Source organism: Acidovorax sp. LjRoot204 (genome assembly GCF_056175785.1).
The window spans coordinates 11,878-31,154 of the sequence record NZ_JBGFFF010000014.1 but is presented as its reverse complement, the minus strand read 5'-3'; the positions used below and the strand labels follow the sequence as shown (position 1 = coordinate 31,154).

The 19,277-nt window shown below is 66.7% G+C and carries 17 protein-coding genes; 8 read left to right on the top strand and 9 right to left on the bottom strand.

The features are described from left to right. Positions 1-48: 48 nt before the first annotated feature. The gene (locus AC04MI_RS04940) at positions 49-495 is read left to right on the top strand and encodes a GNAT family N-acetyltransferase (protein ID WP_108497005.1); all 447 of its coding nucleotides are present in this window, start codon (positions 49-51) and stop codon (positions 493-495) included. Positions 496-520: 25 nt separating this feature from the next. On the opposite strand, the gene AC04MI_RS04935 is transcribed toward AC04MI_RS04940, so the two are convergent. Next, positions 521-2,422 (bottom strand): propionate--CoA ligase, encoded by a 1,902-nt coding sequence (locus AC04MI_RS04935; protein WP_056062917.1) that lies wholly within the window; start codon positions 2,420-2,422, stop codon positions 521-523. A gap of 186 nt (positions 2,423-2,608) precedes the next feature. On the opposite strand from AC04MI_RS04935, the gene chrA reads away from it, so the two are divergent. Then, positions 2,609-3,961, top strand: a complete 1,353-nt coding sequence (gene chrA, locus AC04MI_RS04930; protein ID WP_436077259.1) for a chromate efflux transporter — start codon at positions 2,609-2,611, stop codon at positions 3,959-3,961. Positions 3,962-4,046: 85 nt separating this feature from the next. Here the strand turns inward: chrA and AC04MI_RS04925 are convergent, their stop codons facing one another. The 4 genes from AC04MI_RS04925 to AC04MI_RS04910 all read right to left on the bottom strand — a co-directional run bounded on the left by AC04MI_RS04925 (position 4,047) and on the right by AC04MI_RS04910 (position 8,578). Then, positions 4,047-4,649 (bottom strand): isochorismatase family protein, encoded by a 603-nt coding sequence (locus tag AC04MI_RS04925; protein ID WP_056062923.1) that lies wholly within the window; start codon positions 4,647-4,649, stop codon positions 4,047-4,049. Positions 4,650-4,736: 87 nt separating this feature from the next. Continuing rightward, positions 4,737-5,651, bottom strand: coding sequence for a ribose-phosphate diphosphokinase (locus AC04MI_RS04920; RefSeq protein WP_436077257.1), 915 nt, complete (start codon positions 5,649-5,651; stop codon positions 4,737-4,739). A 2-nt stretch (positions 5,652-5,653) separates the two neighbouring features. Beyond that, complete coding sequence (locus AC04MI_RS04915) at positions 5,654-7,183, bottom strand: thymidine phosphorylase family protein (protein WP_436077519.1); 1,530 nt, start codon at positions 7,181-7,183, stop codon at positions 5,654-5,656. A gap of 222 nt (positions 7,184-7,405) precedes the next feature. Next, on the bottom strand, positions 7,406-8,578 hold the full coding sequence (locus tag AC04MI_RS04910; RefSeq protein WP_436077256.1) for a PQQ-dependent sugar dehydrogenase: 1,173 nt from the start codon (positions 8,576-8,578) through the stop codon (positions 7,406-7,408). A 195-nt stretch (positions 8,579-8,773) separates the two neighbouring features. Here AC04MI_RS04910 and AC04MI_RS04905 point away from each other — a divergent pair, with 195 nt between their 5' ends. Continuing rightward, entirely contained in the window at positions 8,774-9,361 is a 588-nt protein-coding gene (locus AC04MI_RS04905; RefSeq protein ID WP_056062930.1) for a C40 family peptidase, read from the top strand. A gap of 44 nt (positions 9,362-9,405) precedes the next feature. On the opposite strand, the gene AC04MI_RS04900 is transcribed toward AC04MI_RS04905, so the two are convergent. After that, complete coding sequence (locus AC04MI_RS04900; RefSeq protein WP_436077255.1) at positions 9,406-9,846, bottom strand: hypothetical protein; 441 nt, start codon at positions 9,844-9,846, stop codon at positions 9,406-9,408. Between the two features lie 169 nt (positions 9,847-10,015). On the opposite strand from AC04MI_RS04900, the gene AC04MI_RS04895 reads away from it, so the two are divergent. The 3 genes from AC04MI_RS04895 to AC04MI_RS04885 all read left to right on the top strand — a co-directional run bounded on the left by AC04MI_RS04895 (position 10,016) and on the right by AC04MI_RS04885 (position 11,668). Then, the gene (locus tag AC04MI_RS04895; protein ID WP_436075133.1) at positions 10,016-10,750 is read left to right on the top strand and encodes an adenylate/guanylate cyclase domain-containing protein; all 735 of its coding nucleotides are present in this window, start codon (positions 10,016-10,018) and stop codon (positions 10,748-10,750) included. A 55-nt stretch (positions 10,751-10,805) separates the two neighbouring features. After that, a complete protein-coding gene (locus tag AC04MI_RS04890) occupies positions 10,806-11,057 on the top strand; it encodes a GlsB/YeaQ/YmgE family stress response membrane protein (protein ID WP_056062936.1) in 252 nt (83 codons plus the stop codon). A gap of 95 nt (positions 11,058-11,152) precedes the next feature. Next, a complete protein-coding gene (locus AC04MI_RS04885; RefSeq protein ID WP_056065019.1) occupies positions 11,153-11,668 on the top strand; it encodes a hypothetical protein in 516 nt (171 codons plus the stop codon). 80 nt (positions 11,669-11,748) lie between these two features. Here the strand turns inward: AC04MI_RS04885 and AC04MI_RS04880 are convergent, their stop codons facing one another. The 3 genes from AC04MI_RS04880 to AC04MI_RS04870 all read right to left on the bottom strand — a co-directional run bounded on the left by AC04MI_RS04880 (position 11,749) and on the right by AC04MI_RS04870 (position 15,203). After that, the gene (locus tag AC04MI_RS04880) at positions 11,749-13,428 is read right to left on the bottom strand and encodes a DUF6351 family protein (protein ID WP_436077254.1); all 1,680 of its coding nucleotides are present in this window, start codon (positions 13,426-13,428) and stop codon (positions 11,749-11,751) included. A gap of 189 nt (positions 13,429-13,617) precedes the next feature. Continuing rightward, complete coding sequence (locus tag AC04MI_RS04875; RefSeq protein ID WP_436077253.1) at positions 13,618-14,655, bottom strand: Bug family tripartite tricarboxylate transporter substrate binding protein; 1,038 nt, start codon at positions 14,653-14,655, stop codon at positions 13,618-13,620. A gap of 71 nt (positions 14,656-14,726) precedes the next feature. Beyond that, complete coding sequence (locus tag AC04MI_RS04870) at positions 14,727-15,203, bottom strand: DUF3237 domain-containing protein (protein ID WP_436077252.1); 477 nt, start codon at positions 15,201-15,203, stop codon at positions 14,727-14,729. Between the two features lie 162 nt (positions 15,204-15,365). Here AC04MI_RS04870 and AC04MI_RS04865 point away from each other — a divergent pair, with 162 nt between their 5' ends. Next, positions 15,366-16,238 (top strand): helix-turn-helix transcriptional regulator, encoded by an 873-nt coding sequence (locus tag AC04MI_RS04865; RefSeq protein WP_436077251.1) that lies wholly within the window; start codon positions 15,366-15,368, stop codon positions 16,236-16,238. A gap of 38 nt (positions 16,239-16,276) precedes the next feature. Then, on the top strand, positions 16,277-19,171 hold the full coding sequence (locus AC04MI_RS04860; protein ID WP_476497200.1) for a DEAD/DEAH box helicase: 2,895 nt from the start codon (positions 16,277-16,279) through the stop codon (positions 19,169-19,171). Positions 19,172-19,277: the final 106 nt, after the last annotated feature.

The window sequence follows — 19,277 nt, the reverse complement described above, 5'->3', positions numbered from 1 at the left end:
TCATTTTGGTAGCAACCAAGCATATTCTTCGCCCCCTGGAGGCTGGCCTTGAACATCCGTGAACTCAGCGCCGAAGACCTGGCCCCCCTGCTCAGTCTGTACACCCACCTGCACGCGCAAGACGACCCGCTGCCCCCACTCCCCGAGGTGCGGACCGTGTGGGCCGAGGCGCTCGCCAACCCACGCATTCGGTACTTTGGTGGGTGGGATGAGGGTGCGCTGGTCTCGTCCTGCACGCTGACCGTCATCCCCAATCTCACGCGTGCATGCCGTCCCTACGGCGTCATCGAGAACGTCGTGACGCACTCGTCCCATCGCGACCAGGGCTGGGGGCATGCGCTGCTGCAGCACGCCCTGGCCCATGCCTGGCGGGAGCACTGCTACAAGGTCATGCTGATGACGGGCCGCAAGGACGAAAACACCCTGCGCTTTTACGAGCAGGCGGGGTTTGACCGGCAGGGTAAACAGGCATTTGTTGCCAGGCCACTGCAGTGACCCGCCGGCCCGGGCGGGCCTGAACTCAGCCCACCAGGTCCTTCACCTGCTGCAGCGCGGCCGGGTCTTCCATCGTCGTCAGGTCGCCCGGGTCGCGCCGCTCGGCCACGGCCTGCAGCGCGCGGCGCAGCAGCTTGCCGCTGCGGGTCTTGGGCAGCACGGTCACAAAGTACACGCGCGACGGCCGCGCCACGGCGCCCAGCTGGTGGTCCACCTGCTTCATCACCTCGCCTTCGAGCTTCAGGCGTGCAGCGTCATCGGTAAGCCCTGACGCATCGCGCGCCACGGCAAACGCCATCGCCACCTGGCCTTTCAGGCTGTCGGCCACGCCCACCACGGCCACTTCGGCAATGTTGGGGTGGGAGGCAATGCTCTCCTCGATCTCGCGCGTGCCCAGGCGGTGGCCGGCCACGTTGATCACATCGTCCGTGCGGCCCAGGATGAAGTGGTAGCCGTCGGCATCGCGGATGCCCCAGTCAAACGTGCTGTAGATGAGGCGGCCGGGGATGCTCTTCCAATAGGTGTTCACAAAGCGGGCGTCATCGCGCCACACCGTCTGCATGCAGCCGGGGGGCAGCGGGCCTTCGATGGCGACCACACCCTTCTGGTTGGCACCGGTCAGTTCTTCGCCCGTGGCCTCGTCGATCAGCTTCACGCCATAGCCATACATGGCTTTGCCGGGGCTGCCGAAGCGTGTGGTCTGCTGCTGCACGCCGTTGGCAAGGGTCAGGATGGGCCAGCCGGTTTCGGTCTGCCAGTAGTTGTCGATGATGGGCACGGCCAGCGCGTCGCTGATCCACTGGGCCGTGGGCTCGTCCAGCGGCTCGCCCGCCAACCACAGGGCCTTGAGGCTTTTCACGTTGTACTTGGCCAGATAGGCCGGGTCCTGCTTCTTCAGCACCCGCACCGCCGTGGGGGCCGAGAACATGTGCGTGACCTGGTACTTCTCGACGATGCTCCACCACACGCCCGCATCGGGCCGCGTGGGCAGGCCTTCGTACATGATGGTGGTCATGCCCGCGATCAGCGGGCCGTAGACGATGTAGCTGTGGCCCACCACCCAGCCGATGTCGCTGGTCGCAAAGTACACATCGCCCGCCTTGGCGTCAAAGATGTGCTTCATGCTTGCCGCCAGCGCTACCGTGTAGCCGCCGGTATCGCGCTGCACCCCCTTGGGCTTGCCGGTGGTGCCGCTGGTGTACAGCGTGTAGCTGGGGTGGGTGGATTCGACCCATTCGCAGGGCACCACGGTGTTCAGGTGCTGCTCTCGCAGCGGCGCCCATTCGTGGTCGCGGCCTGCCTGCAAGTGCATGGGGGCCAGGCCCCGGTTCACCATCAGCACGGCGCTGGGCTTGTGTTTGGACAACGCAATGGCTTCGTCCAGCAGCGGCTTGTACGGCACCACCTTGCCACCGCGCGACCCGGCATCGGCGCTGACCACGGCCACTGGCTCGGCATCTTCGATGCGCGAGGCCAGCGAGCCCGAGGCAAAGCCGCCAAACACCACCGAATGCAGAGCGCCAATGCGCACGCAGGCCAGCATGGCAAACGCGGCCTCGGCAATCATGGGCATGTAGATGAGCACGCGGTCGCCCTTCTTCACGCCCAGGCCTTGCAGCACCGCCGCCATGCGCTGCACCTCGGCATGCAATTCGGCAAAGCTGTAGCTGCGTTCGGTGTCGGTTTCTGTCGATATCGCCACCAGTGCCGCCTGGCTGGCGCGCGTGGCCAAGTGGCGGTCTACCGCGTTGTGGCACAGGTTGGTGGTGCCGCCCACAAACCATTTCGCAAACGGCGGGTTGCTGTAGTCGCACACCTGCTGCGGGGGCGTCTTCCAGTCGATCAACTTCGCCTGCTCGCTCCAGAAGGTGTCTCGGTGGTCGATGGACTGGCGGTAGAAGTCGGCGTAGGTGCTGTGTGCGGTCATTGTGGGTGTCTCCTCGGCATCTCTCTCGCCCTGCCAGGACAGCAGGTTTTGAATTCATAATTATTCATGACGGGCTTGCGGCAAACTGACGCAGCCAACCCTCTGCCTCGTCATCCATGGCTCCAGATGCAGCAGGCATATTGATATGTCGGCAAACGTCATACCGGCCTGTCACACTCCCGGACCATGCACCCAGCACCGTCCCCTGCCCCCACGTCCGTCCTGTTCCGCGACGCTTTTCTGTTCTGGCTGAAGCTCGGGTTCATCAGCTTCGGCGGGCCTGCAGGCCAGATCGCCATCATGCACGCCGAGCTGGTGGAACGCCGCCGCTGGATCAGCGAAAACCGCTTCTTGCACGCCCTCAACTACTGCATGCTGCTGCCTGGCCCCGAGGCGCAGCAGCTGGCCACCTACATCGGCTGGCTCATGCACCGCACCTGGGGCGGCATCGTGGCGGGGGCGCTGTTTGTGCTGCCCTCGCTGTTCATCCTGATCGGGCTGTCGTGGGTGTATCTGCGTTTTGGCGATGTGCCCGTGGTGGCGGGCATCTTCTACGGCATCAAGCCCGCCGTAACGGCACTGGTGCTGCATGCCGCGCACCGCATCGGCACCCGCGCGCTCAAGAACGGCTGGATGTGGGGCATCGCTGCCGCATCGTTTGTGGCGATCTTCGCGTTCCACACGCCCTTCCCCGCCATCGTGCTGGCGGCCGCGCTGATCGGCTACTTTGGCGCGCAACGCTGGCCCGCCGTGTTTGCACTGGGGGGCGGCCATGCCAATGCCCACAAGGGCTATGGCCCCGCGCTGATCGACGACGACACGCCAACGCCTGCCCATGCGCGCTTTTCTCGCGTCCACCTGGTCAAGGTGCTGGCGGCGGGGCTGGCGCTGTGGCTCGCCGCCATGGGCCTGCTGGTGGCTACCCAGGGCTGGCAAGGCACGCTCACGCAGATGGGATGGTTCTTCACCAAGGCAGCCATGCTCACCTTTGGGGGCGCCTATGCCGTGCTGCCTTATGTGTACCAGGGCGCGGTGGAGCACTACCAGTGGCTCAGCGGCCCGCAGATGATTGACGGCCTAGCACTGGGCGAGACCACCCCTGGCCCGTTGATCATGGTGGTGGCGTTTGTGGGTTTTGTGGGCGGCTGGCTGCAGCAGGTGTGGGGGCCGGACGCCCTCTTTGCAGGCGCCGTGGCTGCGGCCACGGTCGTGACCTTTGTGACCTTTTTGCCCTCATTCATCTTCATCCTGGCAGGCGGCCCGCTGGTGGAGGCCACGCACGGCAAGCTGGGATTTACGGCGCCGCTGTCGGCCATCACGGCTGCTGTGGTGGGCGTGATCCTGAACCTGGCGCTGTTTTTTGCCTACCACCTGCTGTGGCCACAAGGATTTGGCGGCCACTTCGATGCCGTGTCGGCGGTGATCGCCGTGGGTGCGCTGGTGGCACTGTTCCGCTTCAAGCTGGGCGTCATGCCGCTGCTGGGCGGCTGTGCCCTGGTGGGCCTGGCAGTCAAGCTGGCAAAGCCCTACTTCGCCTGACCGGAACCTGCATCAATCACTATTATTTTGATAGCTGCCAGAGCATGAAAATCGTGAACTAGCAGCCAATTTGGCTTGAAAAGCGCTATTTGATCAGCCCGAGCACGTCCTTGAACGCCGGGTGCTCACAGCTGCCCAGCCATTCAAACGCCACCATCTCGGTGGTCACCAGCTCGGCGCCTGCGCCGGCCAGGCGGTCAAAGGCGGCGTCGCGGTTGCGTTCGGTGCGCGAGCCGCAGGCGTCGGTCACCACCCACACTTCAAACTCGTCGTCGATCAGGTCCAGCGCGGTCTGCAGCAGGCAGACATGGGCTTCGCACCCGGCAATCACGATGGTGCCGCGCTCTGCCGCCAGCGGTGCGGGCTTTTGCAGGTGCTTGGGCAGGCTGCGCGCGTTGCCGCCCTGGGGCTTGGCGGGAGGGCGCAGCCATTCCCCCAGGCCTTCTTCGGCGGCGCTGAAGTGCATCTTGGCCAGGGTCTTCTGGCACAGGGCGCGCAGCGCGGCGTCGTTGGCGCCCAGTCGCGAGGGGTTTTGCTCGGTGCCCCACACGGGCACATCCAGCATGCGGGCGATCTCGGCCAGGCGGCGGGCGTTGGCCAGCACGGCGGGGCCTTCGTGGATGGCGGGCATCAGGCGCTCCTGGTAATCGACCAGGACGAGTTGGGATTCGGTGGCGTCAAGCAGCATGGTGGGACCGTTTCTGTGTTCGTTGAATCGCTGTGCGGGCGCAGCGTGGAAGGCAATGGCGCATTGTCGCAGCCCGAGCCGGGGTTTTCAGGTGCGAAGGACGGACTGCAGCGCGGTGGCCAGCGGCCCGGCCATGGGCACGGCGTTGCTCGGGTGCGGGATGCAGTCCGTGCTCCACACCTCCCCCACCCCGGCTTCGTGCAGCACCTGCAGCGCATCGCCCGCAAACAGCGCATGCGTCACCGCCACATCCACCGAGGCGGCACCCGCCTGCAGCAGCAGCCGCGCGGCCAGCGCCAGCGTGCGGCCGGTGCTGGCCATGTCGTCCAGCAGCACCACCGCCCTCCCCTGGGCGTTGAGCGCGGGCAGTTCGATGGCCACGTGGCGGTCGCCATGGCGCACCTTGGTGCACACGGCATGGTCAAAGCCGTGGCGCGCGGCGGCCTGGGCGATCCACTGGGCGGATTCGCCATCGGGCCCCACCAACAAAGCATTCGGGCGGCGCTGGGCAATCAGGTCGGCCAGCGGCTCGGCACCGCTGAGCACCACGGCCTGCGGCACGGGGATGGCCTGCTCCAGCCGCTCGATGCGGTGCAGGTGCGGGTCCACCGTGATCACGGCATCGAACAACCCTGCCAGGAACCCGCCCACCACCTGCTGGCTCACGGCCTCACCGGGGTGGAAGGCGATGTCTTGCCGCATATAGGCCAGGTACGGCGCCACCAGCGTGAGGTACTGCACGCCGAGGTGGCGGGCCGTGCGTGCGGCCAGCAGCAGCTCCACCAGCTTTTCATTGGGCTGGTGCAGGCTGCGCAGCAGCAGGGCGTGCCGTGGGAGGCGGCCAGTGGTCTCGTTCACCGGCAGGCGCAGCTTGAGTTCGCCATCGGGAAAACGGTGGCGTTCGATGGCCTGGGCAGGCAAACCGGCGGCCTGCGCCAGGCGCAGCGCAGGCGCGGCTTCGTCATCGAAATACAGCACACAGGGGGCTTCGGGCGGTGTCATGGTCAGAACTCCACAAACACGCGCGGCACCTCGTCGGCCGTGCCCAGCCGGTAGCCGCTGTCGCGTTCGCACGCGTGGCGCGCAAACTCGAGGTCCGCCGGGTAGCTGGCGTGCACGCGGTACAGCAGGTCGCCCGCCGCCACGGTGTCGCCCAGCTTGTGCATCAGGTCCACCCCGGCGCCCGGCACCTTGGGCGCCCCGGCCAGCCGGGCCACGCGGGCGATCTGATAGTTGTCGACGCCCGCCACCACGCCGCTGGCGGGCGCCACCACGTCCAGCGTCAGCACACCCAGTGCCGGGTGGTTGTGGTCAAACCCCGTGCTGCCCTGGGCGGCAATGATGGCGTTCATGCGCGCCAGCGCCCGGCCGGAGTCAAGGATGTCGCGCGCAATCGCGTAGCCGTCGCCGCCGCGCACATCAGGGTCGCACTCGATCAGGCGTCCGGCCAGGCGCAGCGCCTTCTGCCGCAGGTCGTCAGGCGCGCGCGGGTCGTTCTGCAGCACGCGCATCACGTCGCGCGCCTCCAGCACCGGGCCCACGCCGTTGCCCACGGGCTGGCGGCCGTCGGTGATGACCACGTCCAGCGACAGGCCCATGCGCCGCGCCACATATTCAAACAGGCGGCGCAGGCGCTGTGCGTCGGGCATGGAGCGCACCTTGGCCGTGGGGCCGATGGGAATGTCAAGCACCAGGTGCGTGGCACCGGCAGCCACTTTTTTGGACAGGATGGACGCCACCATCTGCCCGGCAGAGTCGATGGACAGCGGCCGCTCCACCGAGATCAGCACATCGTCGGCGGGCGACAGGTTGGCCGTGCCGCCCCAGGCCAGGCAGCCTCGGTAGTCGCGCACGATATCGGCCAGCTGCTCCAGTGGCAGCTCTACCTTGGCCAGCACCTCCATGGTGTCGGCCGTGCCTGCGGGGGATGTGATGGCGCGGGACGAGGTCTTGGGGCACAACATGCCGTGCGCCGCCACGATGGGCACGACCAGCATGGTGGTGCGGTTGCCGGGGATGCCGCCAATGCAATGCTTGTCCACCACCAGCGGTTCGTGCCAGTCCAGCCGCCGGCCGCTGGCCACCATGGCATCGGTCAGGAAGAAGACCTCCTCCCGGTCCAGCTCGTTGCGGTGGCAAGCCACCACAAAGGCGGTGAGTTCGATCTTGGAATACCGGTGGTCGGCAATGTCGCGCACGATGGCGCCGAAGTCCTCCCGCGTGAGGCGCTCGCTGGCAATCTTGCGGAACAGCGCGCCCATGGACTCGGGTGGCTCTGCCTGGGCCACCGACACGGTATGGCCGTTGTCCACGCCGAGCTGGGCAAACGCGTCTTCCGACAGGCCCAGCTCGTGGCAGCCCACGATGGCAGGGTCGTCCACCACGTTCACCGTGGCCAGGATGCGGCGGCCGTTGGCGCGCACCTCGATCTTGGACAGCGCCTGGAAGCCCTCGGCCCGGTACACGGCGCAGTCGCGGTGCAGGTAGGCGACGTTTTCTCGCCAGGTGTCGATCGCCACACGGCGCAGGGCCAGCTGGGACCGGGCCGGCGTGCTCGCCAGATCGTCGGGCGCGGTGCCCGGATTGACCGAGGCCGCAGGAGGAGCGGAGGGCGTGGCAGGGGAAGAGGTGGTGGGCTCAGCATGCATCGCGCCAGCCTATACCGAAAATACGCGCCCAGCCTGCGGGATCACCCCGGGTCCGCCGGTTCGGTCACCCATCTCCGGGCTTGCTTGACCTGCATCAAGCAAAACCGGTCATGGGGCCGCAGCGGGCTGCAAGCGCAGCAACCGTCCCTGCGGGCTGTCGGTCAGCAGGTACAACAAGCCGTCTGGCCCCTGGCGTACGTCGCGGATGCGCTCGCCATTGCCTTGCAACAGCCGCTCCTCCTTTTGCACCTTGCCGCCAGACACTTCCAGCCGGTGCAGGGTGCCGAACTTGAGCGACCCGACGAACAAACTGCCCTGCCACGCCGCGCCGTAGCGCGTGCTGGTCAGAAACGCCATGCCCGAGGGGGCGATGGACGGTGTCCAGTGGTGCAGTGGCTGTTCCATGCCGGAGCGGGCCGTGCCCTCGCCCATCTTTCCGCCGCCGTAGTTCTCGCCGTAGGTGATGACGGGCCAGCCGTAGTTGCGCCCGGGCTGGGGCAGATTGATTTCGTCACCGCCCTGCGGGCCATGTTCGTGCATCCACAGCTTGCCGTCGGGGCCCATCGTGGCGCCCTGGGGGTTGCGGTGGCCGTAGCTCCAGATCTCGGGCAAGGCGCCGGGCTGCTTCACGTAAGGGTTGTCGGGCGGCGCTGCTCCGTCGGGCGTGATGCGGATGACCTTGCCGTGGTGGTTGTCGAGCTTTTGGGCGTCGTCCTTGCGGTGGTAGCGCTCGCCCAGCGCCACAAACAGGTTGCCGTCGCTGGCCTGGGCAATGCGGCAGCCAAAGTGCAGCGCGCTCTCCACCTTGGGCCGCTGGCTGAAGATGACGCGCACCTCCTGAAGGCTGCTGGCGTCGGCCGACAAGGTGGCGCGCGCCACCGCCGTGCTGTTGCCTGCCGCGCCACCCGCTGCGGGCTCGGCAAAACAGAAGTAGATGCGGCGGTTGCGGGCAAAGTCGTTGTCGGTCACCACGTCCAGCAGGCCGCCCTGCCCGCCTGCCGCCACTTGCGGCACTCCCGCCAGCGCAGGCCCCACCTGTCCCGTCGCGCTGACCACGCGGAGGCGCCCCGGCCGCTCGGTCACCAAGAACTGCCCGCCCGGCAAAAAGGCCACCGCCCAGGGGTGGACCAGGCCGGTGGCCACCGTCACCAGCGACACCGCCGGCGGGGGCACGGGTACGCCTTGGGCCTGGCTGCCTGCTTGCGCACTGGCTGCTATCAAAAATATAGCTACCCGTGCTTTGTTCACTAGCACTACCTGCCGATTTAGAGTCCAACCCATGCTCTCAAGCTCCTTTTGGCCCGTAGCCTTGCCACCGACCGCACCCGGGGCGGAGGCAAGCCAGTCTGGCGCGCATCTTGCAAGCGGCTTTTGCCTGTGAAAACACTGCGCCCATCGATTTATCTGAATCAAATCAACAGCTTGCAAAAATGCTTATTTTTGATAAATAACCATACCGTGTTACCCTTCGCCCCCATGTCCAGATGGTTTTGCATCCTCATCCTTGCCTGCGCCACCGCTGCGCATGCGGCGCCCCAGGGCACCAATTCTGACGATATGGACCGCTTGCTCGCGGACAAAGGGCTGTTTACCCGACTCGAAGACGTGAGCCACAAGGTGGCTGACAAGGCCCAGACCGTAGCAGGCCGCGCGGGTGACCTGGTGGTCAACGCCATGGGTTTTTTGGGCGTGCCCTACAAGCGTGGCGGCAACAGTGCCGAGACCGGCTTTGACTGCAGCGGCTTTGTGCGCGCTATCTATGAGCAGACGGTGGGGCTTTTGCTGCCCCGCCGTGCTGATCAGCAGGCAGCCGCCACCCAGGTCATCGACAAGAAAGAGCTGCAACCCGGCGACCTGGTGTTCTTCAACACCATGCGCCGCAACTTCAGCCATGTGGGCATTTATGTGGGGGACGGCAAGTTCATCCACTCGCCCCGCAGCGGCTCGGAGATCCGGGTGGAAGACATGGGCGTCGCCTACTGGGCACGCCGCTTCAACGGCGCGCGCCGTGTGACGCCGGGCGAAGGTGTCGAGAGCGCCCAAGCACCCCAGGCGCAGAAATAAATCGTAAAACGCTCCCGGCTTCCTTCATTTGCGGGCCGCGGTGATCAGGGCTTGACCACGTACACCGTCTCGGTGCTGCGGATCGGGCCGCCGGTCACATTGACCGGCCCGGCAGACGGATCGCCCCGCAGCAGCGCCTTGGCTGCTGCCATGTCAGCCTGATAACGCGCCCGGGCCTCGGACTCACACCGCTTGCGCTCCGCCGTCGGCATGGCCCGGCACTCTTCCAGGCTCACCTTGAGCCCGCCCCCCGCTTCACGAATGGCCGACTGGTAGCGCTGCTGCGGCGTGGTGTCAGGCACGGCACCGCGCGCCAGGGATGCCTCGTCGCTTTGCGCCTGGGCGGCAGTGGGAAACGACAGCGCACCGCCCAAGGCCATGGCGGCCACCAATACGGCGGCCGGGCGAGCCACCAACCGGCTCCATGACGAGCGCTGGGCCCCAGCCGGTGCAACGGAGTATGAAATGAATGGGGTGGATGACATAGTGAACATGGTGGGTACACCTTTCTGTCTTGAGAGAAGTCTGCGGCAGTTGTGGGTACGACAAGCACCCCACCACCCTTTGCGAACCTCACTGTAGCCCCGGGCACAACCTGCGCGGCGCCAGCACCGGCCGCGCTACCATGTCGGACACCACCCACAGGGCGTTGCCATGCACCACACCCCCGCGCTGCCCCCCGATGCTGCGACTGCACACGACAAGGGCTATCTCCGGCGCCTGCTGTCAGAGCGCAACCAGACCCCAACCGCCGGCACCGGGGCGATTGACGCCGCCATTGAACAGGCGTTTGTGCGCAGTGTCGCCATCCTGGTGCTGGACATGTGCGGCTTCTCCCGCATCACCCAGCGCCACGGCATCATTCACTTCCTGGCGATGATCCACCAGATGGAGCAGGCAGCGCGCCCTGCGATCGAAGGTAACGGCGGTGAGGTCATCAAGCAGGAGGCCGATAACCTGTTTGCGGTGTTCGCCACGCCCGAGCAAGCCCTGGAGGCCGCGCTGGACACCCTGCGCGCCCTGGGCGCCATGAATACCGTGTTACCGCCCGAGCGGACGCTGAACGTGAGCGCAGGCATTGGCTTTGGGCCCACCCTGGTGATTGCACGCGAGGACCTGTTTGGCCCCGAGATGAACTGCGCCTGCAAATTGGGCGAAGACATTGCCACGGCCAACGAGATCCTGCTCACCGAGGCGGCTTGGGCCAGCCTGCCGAACGGGCGCTACGTGTGCTCGCGCACCGACCACCAGATATCGGGCATGGACTTACATGCGCACCGCTTTGAGCGCTGCCTTTTTGAACGCCCCCTGCATCCGTGGGACTCCACGTCCCACCGCGTCGCTTTGCCTGGGGACGCTGACAGGGGGCATTGTCCGACAGCGCTTTGACTGCCCCATCTGTAAAGTGACTCTATCGTCTGAACCAACTATCAAGGGGAAAAACATGCTGTCACTTCTGGGGATGTTGCTGATTGGTTTGGTGGTGGGCTTGATTGCCCGTGCCGTCAAACCCGGGGACGACAAACTGGGCTGGATCATGACGGCGCTGCTCGGTGTAGCGGGCTCGTTTCTGGCCAGCTACGTGGGCATGGCCATGGGCTGGTATGCGCAGGGCGACAGCGCTGGCTGGATTGCATCAGTGCTGGGCGCCGTCGCTCTGCTGGTGGTGTACGGCCTGGTCAAGGGCAAGTCCTGAGAGGTCCTGGATCTTGCCCCGCTCGCTGAGCTGCCCGCCATCTGCGCTTTGAATCACGCACTTTCGTCCTATCACCCTCCATCACGTTGTCACCCATGCCCACCTCATTGCAAATGGCCGCTGGAGACCCTGAACTGGCCGCGGTTGTACGCCGCGCCCGCAAGCTGCTGCACCGCCGCGCCATGGTGGCGGCAGCGGCCAGCGTGGTCCCGGTGCCGGGGCTGGACTGGGCGGTCGATGCTGCCCTGCTTTCCCGCCTGATTCCACAGATCAATACCGAGTTCGGCCTGTCGGCCGAGCAGATCGACCAGCTGGACCCGAAAAAGCGGGAGCAAGTGCAAAAGGCGGTGGGCCTGGTGGGTTCGGTGCTGATCGGCAAGCTCATCACCCGCGAACTGGTCATCCGTGCCACCCAGACGGTGGGTTTGCGCCTGAGCACCAAGCAGGCAGCCAAGTACGTGCCCCTGGCGGGACAGGCCATCGCGGCCACCCTTGGCTACGCCACCTTGCGCTACCTGGGCGAGCAGCATTTGCGCGACTGCATCCGCGTGGTGCAACAAGCCCAGCTGCGGTTGCCGCCGCCCGTGGAGTCCTCAACGGTCAAGCGCTGACCCCAGGACCCGGGTGTACAGACCCAAAAAAGGGCCCGAGGGCCCTTTCCGCTTTATTGCAGCGTCGCTCAGGCCGCGCGTCAGCTGGCCGAGCAGACAAAGCTGCTGGCGTCTTCCACACTGCCCGAGCCCTTGTACTTGGCAAACTGCGGGTAGGGGCAAAGCGGACGCGTGCGGTTGGGGAAGTCGGCGTTGGTGGGCAGCGCCTTGGCCGCGATGCTTTGTGGGGCAATGCCTTTCTCCACCCAGTCCACCATGGTCTGGATCGAGTCGAAGTTGTCGGTGGCCGGGCCGCCCGAGCAGTGGTTCATGCCCGGAACGAGGAAGGTCCGCGCAAAGTTCTGCGTGGCCGCCATGCCGCCGTTGTTCGCGGCCAGGCGTTCGTAGTAGTCCACCGTGTCAAACGCCGAGAAGATCGGGTCAGACATGCCGTGGATGAACAGCAGCTTGCCGCCGCGCTGCTTGTAGGCCGCCAGTTTGTCGTCGGCATAGGTGTCGTAGACGGCAGAGTACGCGGCCATGCGTGCGGGGTCGGTATCAAAGTTGAAGGCCAGCGGGTTGAACGAGAGATCCGGCGGTGTGAAGAACTCGTTGACCAGGGCATCCACCATCAGTGTGATGTAGCGTGCGTCGGGCGTGGCCGTGGTCGAGTTACCCAGCGTCCAGGACCGCCAGCCGGGAGCCGCCAGCCCGGCATCCCACGGTTGGCCGGTGTACAGCGCCTTGCCCACGGAGTTGCGGGGCCCGGCAAACACGCTCTTGAGCGCACCCACCTGGGCGGACGACAGGCAGCTGTCGGTCTTGCCGCCCGTGCATTGCAGCACGGCGGGGTCAAACGCCTTGCAGGCATTGACGTTTTGGGCCAGGCCGTCCACCACGCCGTCGGCCGCGTCGCAGGTGGCATTGACTGCAGTGGCCACCAGTTTGAGGTCGCTGTTGCTGAAGGCCTTGGAGAGGATGCGGTTGCCACTGGCGTCTTGGGGCGCAATGGCGTTGAACTGGATGGTGTTCCACATGGCGGCCACCGTGGCACCGCTGGACACGCGCATAGCGGGCGCTCCGGCGGTGATGCCGTCAAAGTAGTCCGGGAACCGCTGCGAGAACATCATGCCCTGGCGCCCGCCGCCGGAGCAGCCAGAGAAGTAAGAGTAGTCGGGCTTGCGGCCGTAGCGCGTGCTGATGAGCGACTTGGAGGCCACAGCCGTCTTGTCGTAAGAGTTGTAGGCATGGTCGGTGCGCGCCTGCGGGTCGGCGCCAAAGCTGGCGCTGGTGCCGGTATGGCCCGCATCGGTGGACACCACCGCAAAGCCCTGCCCCAGCGGCGATGGCGTGCCGCCCGAAATGCTGGAGCTGAGCGAGGTGTCTCGCAGGATGCCGTCGTTGCCGCCCCCGCCGATGAACAGAAAGCGTCCGTTCCAGCGGTCGGGCAGGCTCAACTGAAAACCGATTGCATAGTTCTTGCCATCCACACCCACACGCGGGTTGATGGCACCCGTGACCACACAGTGCCCGGGCAAAAAGTCGCCCGTGGCAGCGCCACCGGGGCGGCGCGTGCCAGGTGGCACATAGCTGGTGGACAAGTTGGTGTTGCTGAGCTGCGCGTTGGTGCTCAGAGCAGCGCAAGCGGCGGCCGGGTTGGCGCTCTCGGTCACCAGCACAGCGTTGCCGCCGCCGCACGCACTGAGCAATAACGGCAGCAGCACTGCGGCGGGCAGCTCAACGCGTTGCGCGATGGGGATATCCAGCGAAAGGGATGGCATGGTGATCTCCTCGGTAGATCGGTCTTGTGGGGTTGAACCTTTGGCGCAGCAACGCCCGGCGACGACCGTCAGGGCGTCGCTGAGGAAGGTGCGCGGATTTTTTGGAAATCGGACGGCGTTGCCGCTATCGCCTGGCGCCGCCCTGCGAGTGGAATGCGTAGCGCCCGGCAATCACTGGGCAGTGCCGACTCAGTCGGCCTTGAATCCCGTGGCGGCCACGGCCTTGCCCCAGGTCACCGTGTCGGCCGCGATGATGCGGGCGAACTCCTCGCGGTTGGTGCCCGTCACGCGGAAACCAGCCTCTTCCATCTTGGCCTTGCCTTCGGGCGACTGCACGGCCTTGATGATGTCGGCGCTCAGCTTGGCAACGATCTCGGGGGGCGTCTTGGCCGGGGCCACGATGCCAAACCAGGAGTTGAACTCCAGGCTGGGGTAGCCCTGCTCCTTGATGGTGGGCACATCGGGCAGTGCGTTGGACCGGGTGCCGCCTGTGGTGCCCAGCGCCACCAGCTTGCCGGCCTTCACGTTGGGCGCAGCCAGGCCCACGCTGGCAAACACGCCCTGCACGTCACCGCTGAACAGGCCGCCCAGCGCGTCGGTGGTGTTCTTGTAGTGCACCGGTTCGGGCTTGAGCTTCACGGCCTCGCCAAACATGAAGGCGCCAAAGTGCCCCGGGGTACCCGCGCCAAAGGTGGCCAGGAACAGGCCCTTTTGCTGCTGGGTCCAGGCCACGAAGTCCTTCACATTGCGCGACGGCACCTTTTGCGGGTTGACGAGCAACGCGAAGTCGGCGGTGACCACCTGGCTCACGGGCGCGAAGTCCTTCTGCGGGTCATAGGGCAGCTTGTTGTAGCTGCTGGGCGCAATGCTGAGCTGTCCAGTTTCGCCCAGCATCAGCGTGTAGCCATCAGGGGTGGCGCGTGCGGCCTCGGTCGCAGCGATCAGGCCCCCGGCGCCGGGCTTGTTGTCCACGATCACGCCCAGGTTGCCCCAGCCTTCCGACAGCTTCTGCGCCAGCAGCCGCGCCACGATGTCCGGCCCGGTGCCTGCCGGAAAGCCCACGATGATGCGCACCGGCTTGTTGGGGTAGCCCGCCGTCTGCGCCAGGGCGCCAGTGGCGGGGGCCAGGCCCGCCACCACCGTGGCTGCCAGGCAGACGCTGCGCAGGGCATGCCGACGGGAGAAGCTGCGGGACAGGGTGCGGGTGAGCGTGAAAAAAGAAGTCATGACAAGGTCTCCAGGGTGTTGTTGTGTGCTGTCGGACATCAAAAAAAGTGAAATGCGTGACTGCTGTGCGGCTACATCAGCTCCCAGAACCGCATGGCTACTGCATCGGGAAACCGCGCACCGGTGCCCGTGAACATGCGCTCCCCGATCCATCGCAGTGCGGGAGACGCTGTCTCGAACTGGGGGCTGCAGCGAAAGTAGATCTGAGCCGGGTCCACCACCTCGCCACGCACCAGGCGCGCCATCAGCTCGGGCGGGCCGGACCGCACGGCGCGGTTTTGCACATAGATCAAGTCGCCGCCATCCGCCTCCAGCGTGTAGCGCGCGTCCAGCTCGGCCAGGGTGTCGCTCACGATGAGCTGAAAATCCGCCCCGCCGGGCATCACCCGGGCCTGCCAGCCATCGCCCTGCGCCTGACCGCCCAGGATGGGGATGAGCCGACGCAGGCCGTGCACGGTGCGGCCCACCTCCTGGGGCACGCCCACCTCCACGCGCAGGTCGGCAAAAAATCGCAAACGGGGTTCCACAAAGGGCACGGGTTCGGTCATGGGCTCCATCTTTCGGGTGTCTGGCAGGCAAGCGGCTAGGGGCGGCGTGCACCCAGCCTGCTTGCGGGGTTGCACCTAGCGTAAATCCCGTGGCGCTTGACCCCTGTCATCCCTGAAGATGACAGCCATGACAACGCCCACCCGGCACACCCCGCGCAACCCATGAGGCACTGGCTCCCTGCAAGCACCTCGGGCAGCAGCATTGCGCCCACGCCCAACCTCACGGGCTCAGCCCTGGGCGCCATGGTTCACCAGTTGGGTGACGACGGGTTTGCCTGCGGCATGCTGCAAGAGCTTGCCCCCGTGTTGCCCGCAGCGTCGTGGTCGGTGTACCGCACCGGGCGCCATTGCAAACCCACCTTGTTCATGTCGGCCAGTTACGGCATTCCCGACACCACGCAGGACTGCTGGTGGGCCTACCTGTCAGGCCCCTACCGCACCGACCGCACCTGGGGCCGCTCGCTGGACGAAGCCGCCCCGGCCGAAGCGCCCACCCAGTTGTGCCACCTGACGGCGCCCGAGGTGGACGCAGAACACCGCGCCCGCGTATACGAGGCCCATGGCGTGGCCGAGCGGGTGTCGGTGGTCGAACACGAGAGCGATGGCTCGGTCTTTGCCGTCAACTTCTACCGCCACCAGCACCAAAAGCCGTTCCAGGACCGGCAGATCAGCGACTTTGAGGGCATGGCCCCGGTGCTGCTGGCGCTGACCCGCAAGCACATCGCCCTGGCCCAGCGCCCCGGGGTGTTGCAACCCCCACTGCAGCCCCCGCCACAGGCCACCGCGCCCGCGCTGTCCCACAGCCTGCCCGCACTGCGCGAACGCCTGCTGCGCGCCCACGCAGGGCTGACCGAGCGCGAGCTGGACGTGTGCGCCCGCCTGTTGCAAGGCATGACGCAGGAAGGCATTGCCTGCGACCTGGGCCTGAGCCTGCCCACTGTCAAAACCTACCGCAACCGCGCATTCAGCCGCCTGGGCATCCACTTTCGCAACGAGCTGTTTGCACTGGCGCTGGGCACCCAACGCAGCGTTTAGACGAAAGGGCACGCCACGCATGGGCACAATGCCAGCCCATGCCCAGCCTGCCGCAGTCACCCGTTCCACCCACGCCCCCTGCAGGTCGGGCCCATGTGGTCGCGCAATGGGCCCAGGCCCTGCGCAACCGGGCTGACAGTGCCGCCCTGCAGCAGCTGCCCCCGCTGACCGACGCCGAGGCCGCGCAGGTCATGGCCCAGCTGCGGGGCGACGGCAGCCACCCGCCGGGCCACAGCCCGGCGCCCAACACACCCGATGGCGTCGTCCCCGGCCACTTTCGCCCGCGCATCACCCTCATGACGCTGGGTCGGGGCGATGGGCTGCTGGGCATGGCGCCCCAGGGCAAGCTGGGCCCGCGTGGTGACAGCGTGACGCTGGTGCAGATTGACTGGACCTACCGCACCGACGATGGCGCCACCTGGCAGACGCCGGCCCCCACCTCCATCCTCAACGCGCGCCCGGCCCCGGTGCAAGACCTGTTCGACACAGGTGGCCCAGTGGTGCGCATGCAGCGCAACCTGGCCGCCGAGGCCGACGCCATGGACCGCGTGTGGGACCTGGGCCTGACCCCTGTAGACCCCAAAAGCCTGCAGTGGCGCCACCGCGCAGCCGCTACCACGCTGGGCCCTGTGTGGACGCTGGCGCAGGAGACGCACTTTGGCGACTTCTGGGCCGACGTGGTTCCCCAGTTGCGCACCGAGGGCTGGAGCGTGGTGGTACACCCCGGCTTTGCGCACGAAAGCGTGCCTGTGTCGCGCTGGAAGCTGGTCATCGCCCCCGACACTGGCGAGCTGCTGGCCAAGGAAGTCGATGGCCCGCTGGGCACACGCCAGCGCCCCCTGCAAAAGCTCATGCTGCCCGAACGCGAGGGCGCCTGGCTGCTCAGCCTGGGCATCGAGATCGACGGTGAAACGCTGGACCTGGCCCCCATGCTGGCCGACCTGCTGCGCCGCGACGCCCGCTGGCTCAACGCGCGGCAGATGGCCGCCATCGATGACATCGCCATCATTTCGCTGCGTGCGCCCGGCGGCAAGCGCATCGAGGCGCCTGCCGGGCCACTCAAGGCCATCGTGGGCGCCATGGTGGACTTGCTGACCGACCCCACCCGCAAACAGCTGAAGGACGGCGACCAGCTGCGCCTGGGCGCGTGGGAGGCGCGCCGCATCGAGGCTCTGCGTGCCGGGCTCGTGCAGGTGCACCGCGTGGGCACGGTGAACGGCTGGAACAACGACTGGCAGTTGCAAGGCGACGTGGGCTTGGCGCAGCTCGCCAAGCGCCTGCGCTCTATCGGTGCGCCCCAGCCGGTGGCCGCACCGCAGGGCCTGCAGGTGCAGCTGCGCCCCTACCAGCTTGAAGGCCTGGCCTGGCTGCAGTACCTGCGCGCCCAGGGCCTGGGCGGCATCCTGGCCGACGACATGGGCCTGGGCAAAACCGCACAGGCGCTGGCCCATGTGCTGACCGAAAAGGAGGCCGGGCGGCTGAAGCGCCCGGCGCTGGTGGTGCTACCCACCTCGCTACTCTTCAACTGGCAGGCCGAGGCCGCGCGCATGGCACCAAGCCTTCGCGTGCTCGCCCTGCATGGCGCGGACCGTGGCAAACGTTACCTGCGCATCGCTGACCACAACCTGGTGCTGACCACCTATCCGCTGCTCTGGCGCGATGTGGAGGCGCTGGCCGCCGAGCCCTTCCACCTGCTCATCCTGGACGAGGCCCAGATGGTGAAAAACGCCGGCAGCCGCAGTGCCCGCGCCCTGCGCAAGCTGCAGGCGCCGCACCTGCTGTGCCTGACCGGCACGCCGCTGGAAAACCACCTGGGCGAGCTGTGGGCGCAGTTCGACTTTTTGATGCCTGGCTTTCTGGGCGATGTGCGCAGCTTCAACGCCCGCTGGCGCAAGCCCATCGAGGAAAACGGCGAAACCCTGCGCGCCCAGCTGCTGTCGCAGCGTGTGCGCCCCTTCATCCTGCGCCGCCGCAAGCAGGACGTGGCCACCGAACTGCCGCCGCGCACCGAAACCATCCTGCGCGTGCAATTGCAAGGCAAACAGCGTGAGCTGTACGAGGCCGTGCGCACCACGGCCGACAAGCAGGTGCGCCGCGCACTGGAGCGGCAGGGTTTTGAAGGCTCGCAAATCGCCATCCTGGACGCGTTGCTCAAGCTGCGCCAAGTCTGCTGCGACCCACGATTGGTCAAAGGCATACAACAAAGCCCCCACGCTCCGCCGCTGCGCGGGTCGCTGCCCCCCGAGGGGGACGCTTTTTTGCCTTGGGGCGGCCCGGCGGCAAAAAGGACGGCCCACTCGATGGAGCGCGCCAAGCTCGAACTGCTGGCCGACCTGCTACCCGCCCTGGTCGATGAAGGCCGCCGCGTGCTGGTGTTCTCGCAGTTCACCGAAATGCTGGGCCTGGCAGCAGAGCTGCTCGACACCCAGGCCCTGCCCTACCTCACCCTCACCGGCCAGACGCCACCCCGCCAGCGCGGCGCGGTGGTGCGGCAGTTCCAGGCGCAGGACGTAACCAGCGCCCCCATCCTGCTGGTCAGCCTCAAGGCCGGGGGCGTGGGCCTGAACCTCACGGCCGCCGACACCGTGATCCACCTGGACCCCTGGTGGAACCCCGCCGTGGAAGAACAGGCCACCGCACGCGCCCACCGCATCGGGCAGGACCAGCCGGTGTTTGTCTACAAGCTGGTGGTGGAAGGCAGCATCGAAGAGCGCATGCTGGAGCTGCAGGCCCGCAAGGGCGCGCTGGCCCAAGGCGTGCTGGGGCACGATGCCGAGGGCGCGGTCAAGTTCAGCGAGGCCGATCTGCACGCCCTGCTGGCCCCCTTGACCGAACCGGCCAACAACCCGCTGGGCATCCCCGGCGAAGACGCGCTGCGCTGGGGTGGCACAGGCAAACGGCGGCCCCGGCCGCTGCAGCCACCTGAAACCTGAGTTTTGGGCGTTTTTACCTTGTAGCGCTAGTAAATCATGCGCTGGCAGCTATCAATAGGTGAGCAAACTCATCCGTGCGGGGAGCCTTGCGCAAAAGCGCAGAATT